The sequence below is a fragment of the Curvibacter sp. T50 genome (assembly GCF_057219955.1).
The window spans coordinates 821326-837629 of sequence record NZ_JBXVVU010000001.1 but is presented as its reverse complement, the minus strand read 5'-3'; the positions used below and the strand labels follow the sequence as shown (position 1 = coordinate 837629).

The window sequence follows — 16304 nt, the reverse complement described above, 5'->3', positions numbered from 1 at the left end:
CGATCAGCGCAAATATCGGTCGACACGGAGGCCTTCCAAGTCCAGTTCAGGTTTCCTGCCAAGGATTTCGTCTGCCAGAACTCTCGCGCATCCGCATGCCATTGCCCAGCCACTTGAACCGTGACCTAGGTTCAGCCAGATGCCGGGACGAGGGCTCCTTCCGAGCACGGGGGGGCCTTCGGGGAGCATGGGGCGCGCGCCCTTCCACTGCTGCACGCCTTGAGTGGTTACAGCCGCGCCAGGGAACCAGTCGAGAAGCACCTTATAAAGCGTCCGGATCGATTCTTTGCGAAATTTTCCAAACTCACCTCCCAACTCAGCGCTGCCAGCCACGCGTACCCGATTTCCCAGTCGGCTGATTGCGACTTTGAAGCGTTCATCCATGATTGCCGATTTGGGCGCGTTGAGTGGCTCGCGGACAGGGGCGCTGATGGAGTAGCCGTAAACCGGAACAAGAGGAATAGCGATCCCGATATCGCGCAGAAGATCTGCACTCGCAACTCCCGCACACAGGATGATCGCATCGAAACTCTCGCTATTGGACTGACCGTGAACTTTCAAGGAGGGATGGTCACCGGGAGTGACAGAGCAAACCGTTGTGCCGAACCGGAATTTCACCCCAGCATGAGTGGCCGCGGATTTGAGGAGTAGTGTGAACTGGCGACAATTTCCAATCTCGTCGTCGGGAAGGTGTATGCCACCGGCGAAACTCAAATCTGGATTCAAGGCTGGCTCAATGGCGCGCGCTTCCGCCATGTCAAGGTCGTTGAACCGCACGCCGGATTCGCGAAGTATGGCGAGACCGGGTTCGATGAGATGCCGATCCTGGTCAGTGCGAAGAACGACCATGTATCCCTTTGAACCTTCGAAATCCAGATCAAGCTCTCGCCGGAGAGTCGCGAGTCGCTGCCGGCTGTAGAAGGCAAGTCGTTGCATTCGCTTCCGATTCGCGCGGAAAGTGTCAGGGTCGCAGGCCCGCCACCAACGCCACATCCAATTGAAATCCGCGAAAGTCAGGGGCAGGCTAAGTCGGACGGATGCGTGCAGACCGAGCATCTGCTTGAGCACCTTCGTGGACATTCCCGGGGCGGCCCATGGGGCGACGTACCCGGGCGATATAACACCCGCATTGGCGAAGCTGGTTTCTTCACCTGCATTGGCGCGTCGCTCAAAAACAGTGACCTCATGGCCATCTGACGAAATTTCGTAAGCGGTAGTGACGCCAATGATGCCAGCGCCGACAATTGCAACTCTCATGGTTAAAGCGGGCACGGTCGCAAAGCGGTGACGTGCAAGATCAGTGTCGCGGTCAGTATAGGCCTTGGCGTGCAAAGATCCTGCGTATGACGCTCTTTCGGGTACGCACGAAAAGTTTTTCCCTGTCTTGTGCGTTGTTTTGCGGGTGCGATTGCTCAGGCCCGTATTCGCCAATAGGGGGAGAGCCGGCCAGCGTGGTATACTCTTAAGGCTAAGCTGGCACGATGCAGGGAGCAACTGCAAGTTAGCTAGCAATCGCGGCCCAACTCCCTCAAAGGTGTTTCGACCGATCCGTTATCGATGCTCTGGCTTCGGCCCGACCCGGTAGCGTGTGGACTCGAAATCTGTGAGTTGGCGCTCAGACCAAACCTTCGGAGTTTTTATGTCGATCAGCATGCGTGAGATGCTGGAAGCAGGTGTCCATTTTGGACATCAGACGCGCTTCTGGAACCCTAAGATGGCCCCCTATATTTTTGGCCATCGCAACAAGATTCATATCATCAATCTGGAAAAGTCGCTTCCTATGTTTCAGGAGGCGGCCAAGTTCGCTCGCCAGCTGGCTGCTAACCGGGGCACCATTCTGATGGTTGGCACCAAACGGCAGGCGCGCGAAATTGTTGCCGGCGAGGCCCGGCGTGCTGGCGTTCCCTTTGTCGACCAGCGTTGGCTTGGCGGTATGTTGACCAACTTCAAAACGGTCAAGACATCGATCAAGCGGCTCAAGGACATGAAGGCCCAGCAGGAAGCAGGCCTTGACGCGCTGAGCAAAAAAGAGCAACTCATGTTCAAGCGTGAGTTGGAGAAACTGGAGCGTGACATTGGCGGCATTCAGGATATGAACAGTCTTCCGGACGCGATTTTTGTCATTGACGTCGGGTACCACAAGATTGCTGTAGCCGAAGCTCGGAAACTCGGTATTCCCTTGATTGGTGTCGTTGATTCGAACCATTCTCCGGAAGGTATCGATTATCTTATTCCCGGTAACGACGACTCTTCCAAGGCGGTGACTTTGTACGCTCGCGGAATTGCCGATGCCATCATTGAGGGTCGGGAAAACGCAGTTTCCGACGTGGTCAAGGTTGTCTCTGAGGGTGGGGATGAATTTGTTGAAGTCGAGGAATCCGCCGCCTGATTCCGGGGTCTAATTCGGAAAAAGGGGCAGATCTGCCCCTTTTTTTTAATCTGGTTTTTATCGTCTAATCAGGAGATATTGAAATGGCTGCAATTACAGCGAGCATGGTTGCTGAGCTTCGGGGGAAAACTGACGCACCGATGATGGAGTGCAAAAAGGCACTCACCGAGGCGGACGGAGATATGGCCAAGGCCGAAGAATTGTTACGGGTGAAACTTGGGACGAAAGCCGGCAAGGCCGCCTCCCGAGTGACCGCTGAAGGGGTCGTGGCGTCTTGCATCCGTGGCTCGACCGGTGCAATGATTGAGGTGAATTGCGAAACCGACTTTGTCACGAAAAATGACAGCTTTCTCTCGCTCGCCAGGGCAGCGGCCGAACTGATCGCAGAAAAGGATCCTATTGACATTGCTGCGCTCGGTGCTTTGCCATACTCTCAGGACGGCTTTGGTCCGACGCTGGAAGATGTTCGAAAAGGTCTGATCGGGAAAATCGGCGAAAACATGAGTTTTCGGCGCTTCAAGCGATTCAACAGTGGCGCCCAACTGGCCGCTTACTTGCATGGAACCCGTATCGGCGTTGTTGTTGAATATACCGGAGATGAGGTGGCTGCCAAGGACGTTGCAATGCATGTTGCGGCCATGAAGCCCGTCGCGATTTCCACTGCCGATGTGCCTGCCGAATTAATTGAGCGGGAGCGTTCGGTAGCCACGGCAAAAGCCGCCGAATCGGGTAAGCCCGCGGATATCGCTGCGAAAATGATCGAAGGTTCCGTGCAGAAGTACCTCAAAGAGGTCTCACTGTTCAATCAGCCTTTTGTAAAGAACGACAAGCAAACGGTCGAGCAGATGCTCAAGTCCGCCTCGACAAACGTCGCAGCCTTTACCCTGTACGTCGTCGGCGAGGGTATTGAAAAGAAGGTCGACGATTTCGCGGCCGAGGTCGCAGCCCAAGTTGCTGCGGCAAAGGGCTCGGCGTAAATCGCCGTCTGGTAAGAGAATTCGTGGCCAGACATCTCAACAGCGCCGGAGATAAACCGAAACATGACGACCAAAAGCCCCCAGCACAAACGGATTCTCCTCAAACTCTCCGGTGAAGCCCTCATGGGTGATGATGCCTTCGGTATCAATCGGGCGACGATCGTGCGAATGGTGGAAGAGATCGCGGACGTTACGCGCCTGGGTGTCGAAGTCGCCGTTGTGATTGGTGGTGGGAACATCTTCCGGGGTGTCGCCGGTGGCGCGGTCGGTATGGATCGGGCAACGGCCGACTACATGGGGATGCTGGCGACGGTCATGAATGCATTGGCATTGGCCGATACCATGAACAAGGCCGGTTTGACCGCGCGGGTGATGTCAGCTATCGGAATTGAACAGGTTGTTGAACCCTACGTGCGGCCGAAGGCGCTTCAGTACCTCGAAGAAGGCAAAGTAGTCGTTTTCGCCGCCGGTACAGGCAATCCGTTCTTCACAACAGATACTGCGGCAGCATTGCGCGGTGCGGAAATCGGGGCTGAACTGGTTCTCAAGGCAACCAAAGTTGATGGTGTTTACTCCGCAGACCCGAAAAAAGATCCCACGGCGACACGGTACAGCCGAATCAGTTTCGATGACGCCATGTCCCAGAATCTTGGAATAATGGACGCGACGGCATTTGCCCTGTGTCGGGATCAGAAGTTGCCGGTCAAGGTGTTCTCAATCTTCAAGCATGGAGCCCTTCGCCGGGTTGTCTTGGGAGAAGATGAAGGTACGCTGGTTCATGTTTGAGTTTCCTTCGCACTAACGACGAGGAGTTGATCGATGACGACCATTGGCGATATCAGAAAAACGATCGAAACCAAGATGGATCAGTCCATCCAGTCTTTCAAGCACAACCTGACCAAAGTTCGGACGGGGCGTGCGAATCCAGCGCTTCTTGATACGGTCCATGTCGACTACTACGGCTCCATGGTTCCTATCAGCCAGGTGGCAAATGTTTCGTTGCTTGACGCCAGGACGATCAGTGTGCAGCCCTGGGAGAAGGGTATGGGGGCGAAGATTGAGAAGGCGATTCGGGAAAGCGATCTCGGACTGAATCCGGCCTCGATGGGTGACCTCATCCGTGTTCCCATGCCGCCCATGAGCGAGGAGCGTCGCAAAGAGATGACCAAGGTCGTCCGGGGCGAGGGTGAACATGCCAAGGTTGCAATTCGCAATCTCCGGCGCGATGCCAACGAATCGGTCAAAAAGCTGGTGAAAGACAAATTGGCTTCCGAAGATGATCAGAAGCGTTCGGAAGCAGACATCCAGAAACTGACCGACCGTCATATTGTTGAAGTCGATCAACTGGTCGCGGCAAAAGAACAAGAGATAATGGCCGTATAGCTTCGTGGAGAGTTCGGATCCTTTCCTTTTTCTGCGAGTGAATCTGCAACGCCCTGTTGCCGAAACCCGCGAGCCGGCGGGCCAATCTTCTATGTCCGGGGCCAGTGACCGCGCATACAGGCGAGCTGCAGGCTGCCGTTATCGGCCGGAGTTTTTTTATTGGCAGTCCCATGCTTAGGCAGCGCGTAGTCACCGCACTCATCCTTCTGGCGCTTCTCCTGCCCGCGCTCTTTTATACCGATCCGACGCCCTTTCTCTTTCTGATCCTTGTTTTCCTGGCGGCAGGAGCTTGGGAGTGGGGCCGACTCAATCAGCTCAGTCAGTCAAACTCCTTGTTGACTGCGATGATATGCCTGACGCTCTGCGGTGTTACATGGGGTGCGGGCGGGGTCTCCAAAGAGGTCGGCTTCTTGTGGGTATCCGGTGGCATCGCTTGGGTGATTGCCGGTTCCGTTGTTCTTTCCAGGGGCGTTGCTGGCTGGGGACGCATACCCTCGGCTCTGCGCTGGCTGGTCGGTGTTGTTTTCCTTTGGCTGGCATGGCTCGCGGTTGCTCAGGCCCGATCTGTTGGGCACAACTTCTTGTTGTCAGTCCTGGCACTCGTATGGGTGGCGGATGTCGGGGCCTATTTTTTTGGGCGGGCATTGGGAGGGCGATTTGTCAAAGGCAAACTGGCTCCGTCAATCAGTCCAGGCAAAAGTTGGGAGGGCGTCTGGGGCGGAATGCTCTGCGTTTTTCTTTTTGGAGTCGGATGGGTTTGGGTTGATCAGACATTCGTTTTGGACAGCCCCAGCCTCTTTTCGCAGTTATATCGGGCCGGTATTCCCTGGTTCGTCGGGGGGACGATTCTGCTTGCAGCCATGAGTGTTGTGGGAGATCTGGTGGAATCACTTGTCAAACGAAATGCGCAAGTAAAGGACAGCAGCGCGTTATTGCCGGGGCATGGCGGAGTTTTGGATCGGATCGATGCGATCCTGCCAACCCTGCCTTTGGCGCTCATGCTCAGCGTGCTGACGAATTCATGATCCAGAAAATCTCTGTGCTTGGTTCGACCGGTTCTATCGGTTCGAACACCTTGGACGTTCTCGCTCGTCATCCGGACCGCTTCGAGGTTTTTGCACTGGTGGCTGCCACGCAGATTGATCTGCTTTTTGCGCAGTGTGTTCGCCATCGGCCGCGGATTGCAGTCCTGGCGGATGCGGCCGGTGCGAGTGAACTGGAAAAGCGAATCAAGGCTGCCGGGTTGTGTATCGAAGTTCGCTCGGGCGTCGAGGCAATTTGCGACGTTGCCGGCCACCGCGAGGTCGATATGGTCATGGCTGCGATCGTTGGCGCGGCAGGGCTCGCTCCCTGTCTGGCGGCGGCCAGGGCGGGTAAGCGGCTGTTGTTGGCCAACAAGGAGGCCTTGGTTGTCGGCGGCAGCGTGTTTATGGCCGCTGTCCATTCCGGCGGGGCAACTTTGCTGCCGATCGACAGCGAACATTCGGCGATCTTTCAGTCTTTGCCGGATGACCCGAAGACCTGGGAGCGGCGAATCGAGCGGATTGTGCTCACGGCATCCGGTGGTCCGTTCCGGCGCCGGGACGTGTCCACACTCCACGCTGTGACGCCGGAAGAAGCCTGCGCGCATCCGAACTGGGTGATGGGACGCAAGATTTCGGTGGACTCTGCAACGATGATGAACAAGGCTCTCGAGGTCATTGAAGCCCATTTTCTGTTTGGGGTGGAGGCCGCTCGACTGGACGTTGTGATTCATCCGCAAAGTGTCATTCACTCTATGGTCCAGTATCGCGATGCGTCAGTTGTCGCCCAGTTGGGTACTCCCGATATGCGTGTACCCATTGCGTACGGCCTGTCCTGGCCGGAAAGAATCGAGTCGGGTGCCAGCGCGTTGAACTTCCGCGAATTGCAGGCGCTGACCTTCGAATCGCTCGAAGATCACGGTCACCGGCAGCGGTTTCCCTGTCTCGCACTTGCATGGCAAGTATTGGATGCTCAGGAAGGCTCCTGCGCGATCTTGAACGCGGCCAACGAGATCGCTGTGGAATCATTCCTCGATCGCTCTATCCGTTTCGATCAGATTTATGCGGTCAATCGGGAAACGCTTGAGCGACTGGAATGTCCGACCCCTCGTAGTCTGGGTGATCTCCAGGAGTTGGACGCCCGGGCGCGCAGCCTGGCCCGAACCATAGTGCGTCAGAGTTACTCTTGAGCATTCGGTCGGAGGAACGCATCGTGGCAAGCTCTGCTCCCGAAGAGGCGTTAGAAGGCTGGCCGCCATGCTGACCATTATCGCGTTTCTGGTTGCGATCGCCTTGTTGATCGCAGTGCATGAGTACGGGCACTACCGAATTGCGGTGGCCTGTGGCGTGCGGGTGCTAAGGTTCTCGGTGGGTTTCGGCCGTCCCCTGTTTCGGCGGATGGGCCGCCCTGATTCGTCCGGTCACCAAACGGAATTTGTAGTCGGACTGTTTCCGGTAGGGGGTTACGTTCGGATGCTCGACGAGCGGGAAGCCGCTGTTGAAGCATCTGCGCAGTCATTCGCTTTTAACCGACAGCCGCTTCGTTCGCGCTTTGCGATTGTTGCAGCCGGGCCCCTCGCCAACCTTCTACTGGCTGTGGCCTTGTATGCCGGCGTCAACTGGGTGGGAGTTGAAGAGCCCGCAGCCCGGCTTTCGCGACCGTCCCCTGAATCCGTCGCCGGGCGTTCCACGTTGGCTGGTGGGGAAACGGTTTTTCGTGGAGCATTCGAGAACGAAGAACTCGAACCGATCGCCTCGTTCGAGGGGCTACGGTGGTTGCTTGCAAGGGCGGTGCTTGATGGGCACTCCGTGGTGCTGGAAGTCGGTGACGGTTTGTCGGGTGTCCGACGTCAGGTCGTCTTGCCTTTGAGTGAGTTGGCCGGTGTCGATGCAGACGCCGAGCTTTTTCGGCGCATTGGGATCCAGCGGCCCTATTCAGAGCCGTTGATCGGCGACGTATCGCCCGGGGGGGCTGCCGCGCGGGATGGTTTGTTGCCCTCTGATCGGATACTCAAGGTGGGAAACGAAAGCATCGTCGACGCGCAGCATCTTCGAGACCTGATTCGTGCGAACAACGGAGTGGCTGTTCCCTGGCTGGTTCAGCGCCAGGGCAGGGAAGTCACGGTGGTCGTCAAACCTGATTCCCGCAGCGAAGGCGGGCGCATGGTGGGAAAAATCGGAGCTCTGGTCGGGACTTCGCCGGCGATGGTTACCGTTCGAAGTGGTTTCTTTGAAGGGCTGCACAAAGCTGTGGCCAAGACCTGGGAAGTCGGCGATCTGACTGTGCGCATGATCGGCCGGATGCTGATCGGGGAAGCCTCTCTGCGTAATCTCAGTGGTCCGCTCACCATCGCTGACTATGCCGGCAAGTCGGCGAGTATGGGCCTGACCCAGTACCTGGTTTTTCTTGCCTTGATCAGTGTCAGCCTGGGCGTACTGAATCTGCTGCCCTTGCCAGTCCTCGATGGAGGGCACCTGATGTATTATCTTTGGGAGTTCCTGACAGGGCGGCCGGTATCGGAGCCATGGCTGGAAAGGTTTCAGCGGGCCGGCGTCGGTGTACTGCTTCTCATGATGTCCCTCGCGTTGTTCAACGACCTTACCCGATTGTTCGGCTGAACGCACCGGCGATCCGACCTACTTTCCTGGCACGCCCAGTGTCTTCATCGCATGAAAAAGTCCATCCAGCGTTTCCGCATTCGCACCGTTTGCCTTGTTGCCGGTCTGGCTCTTGCCGGGCACTCCGCATGGGCGGTGAATCCCTTCACGGTACGTGATATTCGGGTCGAAGGCCTGCAGCGTGTCGAGCCCGGAACCATCTTTGGCTCGTTACCCTTCCGTGTTGGCGAGACGTACAACGATGAGAAAGGGGCGGCCGCGATCCGCGCACTCTTCTCGCTTGGATTGTTCAAAGATGTTCGTCTGGAAACCAATGGTGACGTCCTGGTAGTGATCGTTGAAGAGCGGCCCACCGTGGCTTCCATCGAGTTTTCAGGGTCAAAGGAGTTCGACAAGGAAGTACTCCAGAAGTCCTTGCGGGAAATCGGCCTGACAGAAGGGCGTCCGTTCGACAAGGCTTTGTCGGATCGGGCCGAGCAGGAACTCAAGCGTCAGTACATCAACCGCAGCCTGTACGGTGCGGAGGTGGTCACTACCGTAACGCCTATCGAACGAAACCGGGTCAATGTCAGTTTTTCCATCACGGAAGGCGGCCCGGCGAAGATTCGTGAAATCCGCATCGTCGGGGCAAAGTCGTTTTCTGAGTCCACGCTGAAAGGACTCTTCGAGCAAGATACGGGTGGCTGGCTCAGTTGGTATACCAAGAGTGATCGGTATTCTCGCGCCAAGCTCAATGCGGATCTGGAGACCTTGCGCAGTTATTACCTTTCGCGCGGATATCTGGAGTTCCAGATTGATTCGACCCAGGTTGCCATTTCGCCCGACAAGCAAGATATCTCCATTGCGATCAACATTACCGAAGGTCCCAAGTTTGTTGTCTCTTCAATCAAGCTGGAAGGCAACTATCTGGACAAGACCGACGAATTCAAATCATTGGTGACCATCCGGCCAGGCGAACCCTACAACGCCGAGTCAGTCGCCGCGACCACGAAGGCGTTTCAAGATCATTTCGGCAATTTCGGCTATGCGTTCGCGCGCGTCGAAGCCCGCCCTGAGCTTGATCGGGCCAATAATCTGGTCTCGTTGGTTCTCCAGGCTGACCCCTCGCGGCGGGCCTACGTGCGCCGCATCAACATCACTGGTAACGACCGGACACGCGACGAAGTCATCCGGCGCGAATTCCGCCAGCTCGAAGGCGCCTGGTATGACGGCGCCAAGATTCGCCTGTCGCGCGACCGAGTTGATCGGCTGGGGTTCTTTACCGAGGTCGGGCTGGAGACCGGGGAAGTTGCAGGTGCTCCCGATCAGGTCGACCTGAGCCTCAACGTCGCCGAAAAGCCCACCGGCAGCGTGCAGCTGGGCGCTGGCTTTTCTTCGTCTGACAAATTCTCTGTATCTTTCAACCTCAAACAGGAGAACGCGTTCGGGTCCGGCAATTACCTGGGTGTCGAAGTCAACACCAGCAAATACAACCGTGCGCTGGTATTCAACACCGTTGATCCTTATTTCACGGCTGACGGCATTTCCCGCACGATCGATATCTATCACCGCAATACCCAGCCCTACGAGGAGCAGGGGGGTAACTACCAGCTGACGACAACCGGTGCCGGTCTCCGCTTCGGTGTCCCTTTCAGCGAGTCCGACACCGTGTATTTCGGGGCCAACTTCGAGCGCACCAGCATCAAGGTCGGCACCAACATACCGGCCGCGTATCTGTCCTATGCAGACCGGTTTGGCTACAACAGTTCCGCCATCCCGCTGACCATCGGCTGGACCCGTGACGATCGCGACAGCGCATTGGCACCCAACAACGGGCGCTACCAGCGGCTGAACGCCGAATGGGGCGTCGGTGGTGACGCCCGTTACGTCAAGGCCAGTTACCAAATCCAGCAGTACATCGCCTTGAACAGGCAGTTCACGCTGGCGTTCAACTCGGACGTCGGCTGGGGCAAGGGAATGGGCGGCAGACCGTTTCCCGTTTTCAAGAATTTCTACTCCGGTGGCCTGGGTTCGGTGCGAGGCTTTGAGCAAGCAACCTTGGGCCCCCGTGATGTGACCGGATCGTTCATCGGTGGGACGAAAAAGTTCAACCTCAACGGTGAATTGGTCACGCCTTTCCCCGGCGCCGGAAACGACCGCACCTTGCGGATGTTCGCCTTCGCCGATGTCGGCAGTGTCTTTGGCGAATCCGAGAAATTCGCCACGGACCAGCTGCGCGCGTCCGTCGGGGTGGGCATCAGCTGGGTGTCGCCGCTGGGGCCGCTGCGTTTTGCCTATGCCAACCCGGTGCGCAAGTTTGCCGGGGATAGAATCCAGAAACTTCAATTCCAGATCGGAACCTCATTTTGATGACACGCCTTCGCCTTTCCCGTCTTCTTGGTCTGACCCTCTCGGGTTTGCTGCTCGCTTTTTCCGTGCAGGCCCAGGAGTTCAAGATCGGATTTGTCAATACCGACCGCCTGTTTCGGGAGGCCAATTCGGCCAAGGCCGCGCAGACCAAGCTGGAACAGGAATTCTCGCGGCGTGAGAAAGAGCTGGTCACCGCCGGTGAAACGCTCAAGACCGCCTCCGAAAAGTACGAACGCGAGGCCCCGACGCTCTCAGAGAGCCAGCGCAATACCCGTCAGCGGCAGCTGGCAGACCAGGATCGCGATTTCCAGCGTAAGCGCCGCGAGTTCCAGGAAGACCTGAACGCACGCAAGAACGAAGAATTGCAGGCCGTGCTGGATCGGGCCAACCGGGTGGTGAAGCAGGTCGCTGAGGCGGAGAAATACGACGTCATTCTTCAGGAAGCCGTCTATTTCAATCCCAAGCACGACATCACGGAAAAGGTCCTGAAGGCGCTCAATGCCGGGGCCAATGGCTCCGCGAGCAAGTAAGCGCGCGGGCAGTGGTCGGGTGGCATTGCGACTTGGCGAATTGATTGCCGCTCTCGGCGGCGAACTGCGGGGCGACCCCGACGCGGTAATCGAAGGCATTGCGCCGCTGGAATCGGCTCTGCCTTCGCAGATCAGTTTCCTGAGCAATCCCCGCTACGGTGCGCAGCTGTCCTCAACACGGGCCGGCTGCGTTATTGTTCCGCCGGCCATGGCCGCGGTCGCACAGGCCCGGGGCGCCTGTATCGTGGTCGATGAGCCCTACCTGTACTTCGCCCGGGTGACGCAACTGTGGCGGCGCCGATCGGGCGCTCCGCGTCGCACGGGGGTCCACCCGACGGCGGTGGTCGACCCCACTGCCCATGTTCATCCGTCCGCCTGGATCGGCCCGCTGTGTGTGATCGAGAGCGCTGCGTCGGTCGGCGAAAACTCGGTGCTGCATTCCCGCGTCACGGTGGGCGAGAGTTGCCGTATCGGCGCCCGCGCCATCGTGCATGCCGGTGTTGTCATTGGCGCCGACGGATTCGGCTTCGCGCCGAACAACGGCGCCTGGGAGAAAATCGAGCAACTGGGTTCCGTACAGATCGGGGACGACGTGGAAATCGGTGCCAACACCTGTATTGACCGCGGAGCGCTGGCCGACACGGTGCTGGAAGATGGCGTCAAACTCGACAACCTGATCCAGATCGGTCACAACGTGCGGGTCGGCCGGCACACGGCCATGGCCGGCTGTGTCGGTGTCGCCGGAAGCGCCGTGATCGGCGCGCACTGCACCTTGGGTGGCGGCGCCATCGTTCTGGGCCATTTGCACCTGGCCGATCACGTGCACATTTCCGCGGCCACCGTCGTCACCCGATCCATCACCCGGCCGGGGCACTACACCGGCATGTTTCCCATCGACGACAATGCGAACTGGGAAAAGAATGCCGCAACGCTGCGGCATCTGCACAGCCTGCGTGAGCGGCTGCGCGCCCTGGAAAAACAGACCCCTGGCCGTTGAACCGGCCGCGGCAGAAAACCTGCCGGACATTCGAGACAAGCGATGGACATCCACCAGATCCTCAAGAAGCTGCCCCACCGTTATCCCATTTTGCTCGTGGACCGCGTCCTGGAGATCGAGCGCGGCAAACGCATCCGGGCCATCAAGAACGTCAGCATCAATGAGCCCCAGTTCCTCGGCCATTTTCCGCACCGGCCGGTGATGCCCGGCGTGCTGATGCTGGAGGCCCTTGCGCAGGCCGCAGCGATCCTGGCCTTCGACATGCAGGGGGTCACCCCGGACGACAAGACGGTCTACTACTTTGCCGGCATCGACGGGGCCCGCTTCAAGCGACCGGTGGAACCGGGCGACCAGCTGATTCTCGAAGTCGAGCTGGACCGCGTTCGGGCCGGCATCTTCAAGTTCCGCGCCAAAGCCATGGTGGGCGAGGAAGTCGCCACCGAGGCGGAACTGATGTGCACCATGCGGACCGTGGCCTGAGGGCGGGTGCGGCGATGACCACCATTCATCCCTCCGCGTTGGTAGATCCTTCGGCGCAGCTGGATGCTTCGGTCCGTGTCGGGCCGTATACCGTCATCGGGCCCCATGTGCGCATCGGTGCGGGCACCACGGTCGGCGCGCACTGTGTCATCGAAGGTCACACGACCATCGGGCGCAACAACCGCATCTTCCAGTTCAACTCGCTGGGCGCGATTCCGCAGGACAAGAAATATGCCGGCGAGCCGTGTGAGCTCATCATCGGCGACGGCAACACCATCCGCGAGTTCTGCACGTTCAATATCGGCTCGCCGGGCGGCGGCGGCGTTACGCGGCTGGGCGACGACAACTGGGTCATGGCCTACGTGCACCTGGCGCACGATTGCCTCGTGGGAAATCACACGATTTTTGCCAACAATGCCCAGCTTGCGGGGCATGTCGAAGTCGGGGACTGGGTCATCCTTGGCGGTTTCACCGTGGTCCACCAGTTTGTGCGAATCGGCGCCCATGGCATGACCGCCATGTGCTCGCTGCTCTTTGCCGACCAGCCGCCCTTTGTGATGAGTCAGGGCCAGCCGGCCCAGGCCCGTTCCATGAATTTCGAGGGCCTGCGCCGGCGCGGCTTCAGCGCCGAGCGAATCGCCGCCGTGAAGGCGATGCACAAGGCGCTCTATCGTGACGACCTGACCCTGGAGCAGGCCCGACAACGCATTGCCACCCTGCACACCAGTCACCCCGAGGCCGAAGCGGACGTGGCCATGATGCTGGGCTTCCTGCAACAGGTCTCGCCGCAGCGCGGCATCGTCCGCTGACCTCATGACCGCAGGGCCTGTCCCGACCACGCCGAGCCTGGCGATGGTGGCCGGCGAAACCTCCGGCGACCTGCTGGCCGGCCTGCTGATCGACGCGCTTCAGGCCCGATGGCCCCAGCTTGCTCTGGCCGGTATCGGTGGGCCGCAGATGGTACGCCGCGGATTCGACGCCTGGTGGCCGGCCGAGCGCCTGGCCGTGCGCGGTTATGTGGAGGTGCTGCGTCATTACCGTGGCATCGTTGCCCTCCGCCACCAATTGCGCCAGCGGCTGCTCGACAAGCCGCCCACCGCGTTCATCGGCATCGACGCGCCCGACTTCAACCTCGATCTGGAGGCCGCGCTGAAACGGGCCGGCATCCCGGTCATTCATTTCGTCTGCCCGTCGGTATGGGCCTGGCGGGCGGACCGCCTGCAAAAAATCCGGCGCAGTGTCGACCACGTGCTGTGCCTGTTCCCGTTCGAGCCGGCGCTGCTGCAGCGGCATGGCATCGCCGCCACCTATGTCGGCCATCCGCTGGCGTCGGTCATTGCGGCCGAGCCGGACCGTGCCGGCGCCCGTCAGCGGCTGGGCCTTGCCGCGGATGATGCGGTGGTGGCTTTGCTGCCCGGCAGCCGGGCATCCGAAATCGATTACCTTGCGCCCCGGTTTCTGCAGGCGGCGGCACAGATGGTGCGCCAGCGTCCAGCCTTGCGGTTCTTGTTGCCCGCCGTGCCGGCCGTGCGCGCACGGGTGGATGCCGCGGTGCGCGCCAGCGGCCTGGGCGAAGCCACGCTCACCGTGCTGGACGGCCAATCGCACACTGCGCTGGCTGCCTGTGACGTGACCCTCATTGCCAGCGGCACGGCCACGCTGGAGGCTGCGCTGTTCAAGCGGCCCATGGTCATTGCCTACAACATGAACTGGCTGTCCTGGCAGATCATGCGGCGCAAGAAGCTGCAGCCCTGGGTCGGCCTGCCCAATATCCTCTGCCAGGACTTTGCTGTTCCCGAGCTGCTCCAGCAGCAGGCGACCCCGCAGGCGTTGGCCAGTGCCACACTCGCGTGGCTGGACGACCCGGCCCGTTGCCAGCAGCTATCCCGGCGGTTTACCGCCCTCCATGACGAACTGCGGCGCGATACGGCCCGTCTGGCGACCGATGCGATCGAAAAAATTCTTGCGCGCTGAGCAGGCCGCTTTGCCCTGGGATACGCCCGGCTTGCTGGCCGGCGTGGACGAAGCCGGTCGGGGCCCGCTCTCCGGCCCGGTGGTCGCGGCGGCGGTCATCCTGGACGACCAGCGACCCATTCGCGGCCTGGCCGATTCCAAGAAACTCAGCGCCGCCCGGCGTGAGCGCCTTGCCGACGAAATTCGCGCCAGTGCCCTGTGCACCGGTATCGGACTCGCCTCGGTCGAAGAAATCGACCAGCTCAACATTCTGCAGGCGACCCTGCTGGCCATGCAGCGTGCGGTTCAAGGCCTGCGGCTCAAGCCGGCGAAGGTGCTGGTGGATGGCAACCGCCTGCCCCGGCTGGACATGCGGGCCGAGGCGGTGGTGGGCGGCGACGCGTGTGTGCCCGCCATCTCGGCCGCGTCGATCCTGGCCAAAGTCCACCGTGACCACCTGTGCCTGGAGCACGATGCCCGGTATCCCGGCTACGGATTTGCCAGCCACAAAGGCTACGGCACGGCCGAACACCTGCGTGCGCTGAAGCAACTGGGGCCGACGCCGCTGCACCGCAAATCTTTTGCCCCGGTGGCGGCTCTGTTGCGATGACTGAAGCCCAGATCCCCGTCATTCGCTCGCGCGACAACACCGTGCTCAAGGAGCTGCGCCGGCTGGCGCAGGACAGCGCGGCCTACCGCAAACAGGGCCGCATCTGGCTGGAGGGCGATCACCTGTGCCGCGCCGCGCTCGAGCGGGGCCAAAAACCGGTGCTGGCGGCGTTTTCCGAGTCTTTTTGGTCAATAGCCAGCGAAAAATGGTCTTTATTTGCTACTAAAAATATAGTCGTAGCCGATGCCTTGTGGGCCACCATCAGCTCGCTGGAGTCGCCCGCACCGCTGGCCTTCGTGTTGCCCGCGCCGCAGGCGGCCCCCGTGTTGCCACAAGCCGCCACCGTGGTGCTCGACCGGGTTCAGGACGCCGGCAATGTCGGCTCCATCCTGCGCAGCGCCGCCGCGTTCGGATTCGCTCAGGTCATTGCGTTGCGGGGCACGGCCGCGCTGTGGTCGCCCAAAGTGCTGCGCGCCGGCATGGGCGCCCATTTCGGCCTGCACCTGATCGAATCGGCGGATCCTTCGGCGCTGGACGCGTTGGCGGTTCCGCTGGTGGTCACCAGCTCGCACCAGGGCCGTTTTCTGCATGAGTCGCCGCCACCGTTTCCGTGTGCCTGGGTCATGGGCCATGAAGGGCAGGGCGTGGGCGAAACCCTGGCCGCCCGGGCACAGTGGGCGGTCCGTATCGCCCAGCCGGGGGGCGAAGAGTCCCTGAATGTCGCCGCCGCCGCCGCCATTTGCCTGCACGCCAGCGCGCTGGCCGGGATGCGCTGAGCACCCCCGGCGGGGACACGCAAAGAACCCCCCGATTTCCCCGAAACGGCATGCGCCATTGCTGTCAGCGGCCGGTCAGCTCAGGGTTTGCCCGGCTATAATGGGAGGCTTTCCAGCAATTCACCGTACGCCCTAGCCGCAACCGAGCCAAAATCCCACAAAAGCAGCCACCAGGAGACTTGTTTCCTGTGCGCGTTTGGGCGTACCCGCAACCAACGG

16 protein-coding genes are annotated in these 16304 nt (G+C 60.0%); 15 read left to right on the top strand and 1 reads right to left on the bottom strand.

Annotation, left to right across the window (positions count from 1 at the left end):
* Positions 1 to 3: 3 nt before the first annotated feature.
* Complete coding sequence (locus AC2EBU_RS03985) at positions 4 to 1257, bottom strand: D-amino acid dehydrogenase (protein WP_484610112.1); 1254 nt, start codon at positions 1255 to 1257, stop codon at positions 4 to 6.
* A gap of 382 nt (positions 1258 to 1639) precedes the next feature.
* Between AC2EBU_RS03985 and rpsB the strand changes: the two genes are divergently transcribed.
* From rpsB to AC2EBU_RS03910, 15 genes are all read left to right on the top strand, one after another.
* Positions 1640 to 2389 (top strand): 30S ribosomal protein S2, encoded by a 750-nt coding sequence (gene rpsB, locus AC2EBU_RS03980; RefSeq protein ID WP_484609079.1) that lies wholly within the window; start codon positions 1640 to 1642, stop codon positions 2387 to 2389.
* An 83-nt stretch (positions 2390 to 2472) separates the two neighbouring features.
* The gene (tsf, locus tag AC2EBU_RS03975; RefSeq protein ID WP_484609078.1) at positions 2473 to 3366 is read left to right on the top strand and encodes a translation elongation factor Ts; all 894 of its coding nucleotides are present in this window, start codon (positions 2473 to 2475) and stop codon (positions 3364 to 3366) included.
* A gap of 63 nt (positions 3367 to 3429) precedes the next feature.
* Positions 3430 to 4152: a UMP kinase gene (gene pyrH / locus AC2EBU_RS03970; protein ID WP_484609077.1), complete on the top strand. Its 723-nt coding sequence runs from the start codon at positions 3430 to 3432 to the stop codon at positions 4150 to 4152.
* 33 nt (positions 4153 to 4185) lie between these two features.
* Entirely contained in the window at positions 4186 to 4749 is a 564-nt protein-coding gene (frr, locus tag AC2EBU_RS03965; RefSeq protein ID WP_484609076.1) for a ribosome recycling factor, read from the top strand.
* Positions 4750 to 4919: 170 nt separating this feature from the next.
* A complete protein-coding gene (locus AC2EBU_RS03960; RefSeq protein WP_484610111.1) occupies positions 4920 to 5774 on the top strand; it encodes a phosphatidate cytidylyltransferase in 855 nt (284 codons plus the stop codon).
* Positions 5771 to 6961: a 1-deoxy-D-xylulose-5-phosphate reductoisomerase gene (ispC, locus tag AC2EBU_RS03955; RefSeq protein WP_484609075.1), complete on the top strand. Its 1191-nt coding sequence runs from the start codon at positions 5771 to 5773 to the stop codon at positions 6959 to 6961. Before AC2EBU_RS03960 ends, ispC begins: the two co-directional genes overlap by 4 nt.
* Before the next feature lie 67 nt (positions 6962 to 7028).
* On the top strand, positions 7029 to 8390 hold the full coding sequence (gene rseP, locus AC2EBU_RS03950; RefSeq protein ID WP_484609074.1) for an RIP metalloprotease RseP: 1362 nt from the start codon (positions 7029 to 7031) through the stop codon (positions 8388 to 8390).
* Positions 8391 to 8441: 51 nt separating this feature from the next.
* Positions 8442 to 10739, top strand: coding sequence for an outer membrane protein assembly factor BamA (bamA, locus tag AC2EBU_RS03945; RefSeq protein ID WP_484609073.1), 2298 nt, complete (start codon positions 8442 to 8444; stop codon positions 10737 to 10739).
* Complete coding sequence (locus AC2EBU_RS03940; RefSeq protein ID WP_484609072.1) at positions 10739 to 11269, top strand: OmpH/Skp family outer membrane protein; 531 nt, start codon at positions 10739 to 10741, stop codon at positions 11267 to 11269. Before bamA ends, AC2EBU_RS03940 begins: the two co-directional genes overlap by 1 nt.
* Before the next feature lie 19 nt (positions 11270 to 11288).
* Complete coding sequence (gene lpxD / locus AC2EBU_RS03935; RefSeq protein ID WP_484609071.1) at positions 11289 to 12266, top strand: UDP-3-O-(3-hydroxymyristoyl)glucosamine N-acyltransferase; 978 nt, start codon at positions 11289 to 11291, stop codon at positions 12264 to 12266.
* A 42-nt stretch (positions 12267 to 12308) separates the two neighbouring features.
* On the top strand, positions 12309 to 12746 hold the full coding sequence (fabZ, locus tag AC2EBU_RS03930; protein ID WP_484609070.1) for a 3-hydroxyacyl-ACP dehydratase FabZ: 438 nt from the start codon (positions 12309 to 12311) through the stop codon (positions 12744 to 12746).
* A gap of 14 nt (positions 12747 to 12760) precedes the next feature.
* Positions 12761 to 13555: an acyl-ACP--UDP-N-acetylglucosamine O-acyltransferase gene (lpxA, locus tag AC2EBU_RS03925; RefSeq protein WP_484609069.1), complete on the top strand. Its 795-nt coding sequence runs from the start codon at positions 12761 to 12763 to the stop codon at positions 13553 to 13555.
* A gap of 4 nt (positions 13556 to 13559) precedes the next feature.
* Positions 13560 to 14720 (top strand): lipid-A-disaccharide synthase, encoded by a 1161-nt coding sequence (gene lpxB / locus AC2EBU_RS03920; protein WP_484609068.1) that lies wholly within the window; start codon positions 13560 to 13562, stop codon positions 14718 to 14720.
* Entirely contained in the window at positions 14692 to 15309 is a 618-nt protein-coding gene (gene rnhB / locus AC2EBU_RS03915; RefSeq protein ID WP_484609067.1) for a ribonuclease HII, read from the top strand. Before lpxB ends, rnhB begins: the two co-directional genes overlap by 29 nt.
* The gene (locus tag AC2EBU_RS03910; RefSeq protein WP_484609066.1) at positions 15306 to 16085 is read left to right on the top strand and encodes a TrmH family RNA methyltransferase; all 780 of its coding nucleotides are present in this window, start codon (positions 15306 to 15308) and stop codon (positions 16083 to 16085) included. The genes rnhB and AC2EBU_RS03910 overlap by 4 nt, the downstream gene beginning before the upstream one ends.
* Positions 16086 to 16304 lie beyond the last annotated feature (219 nt).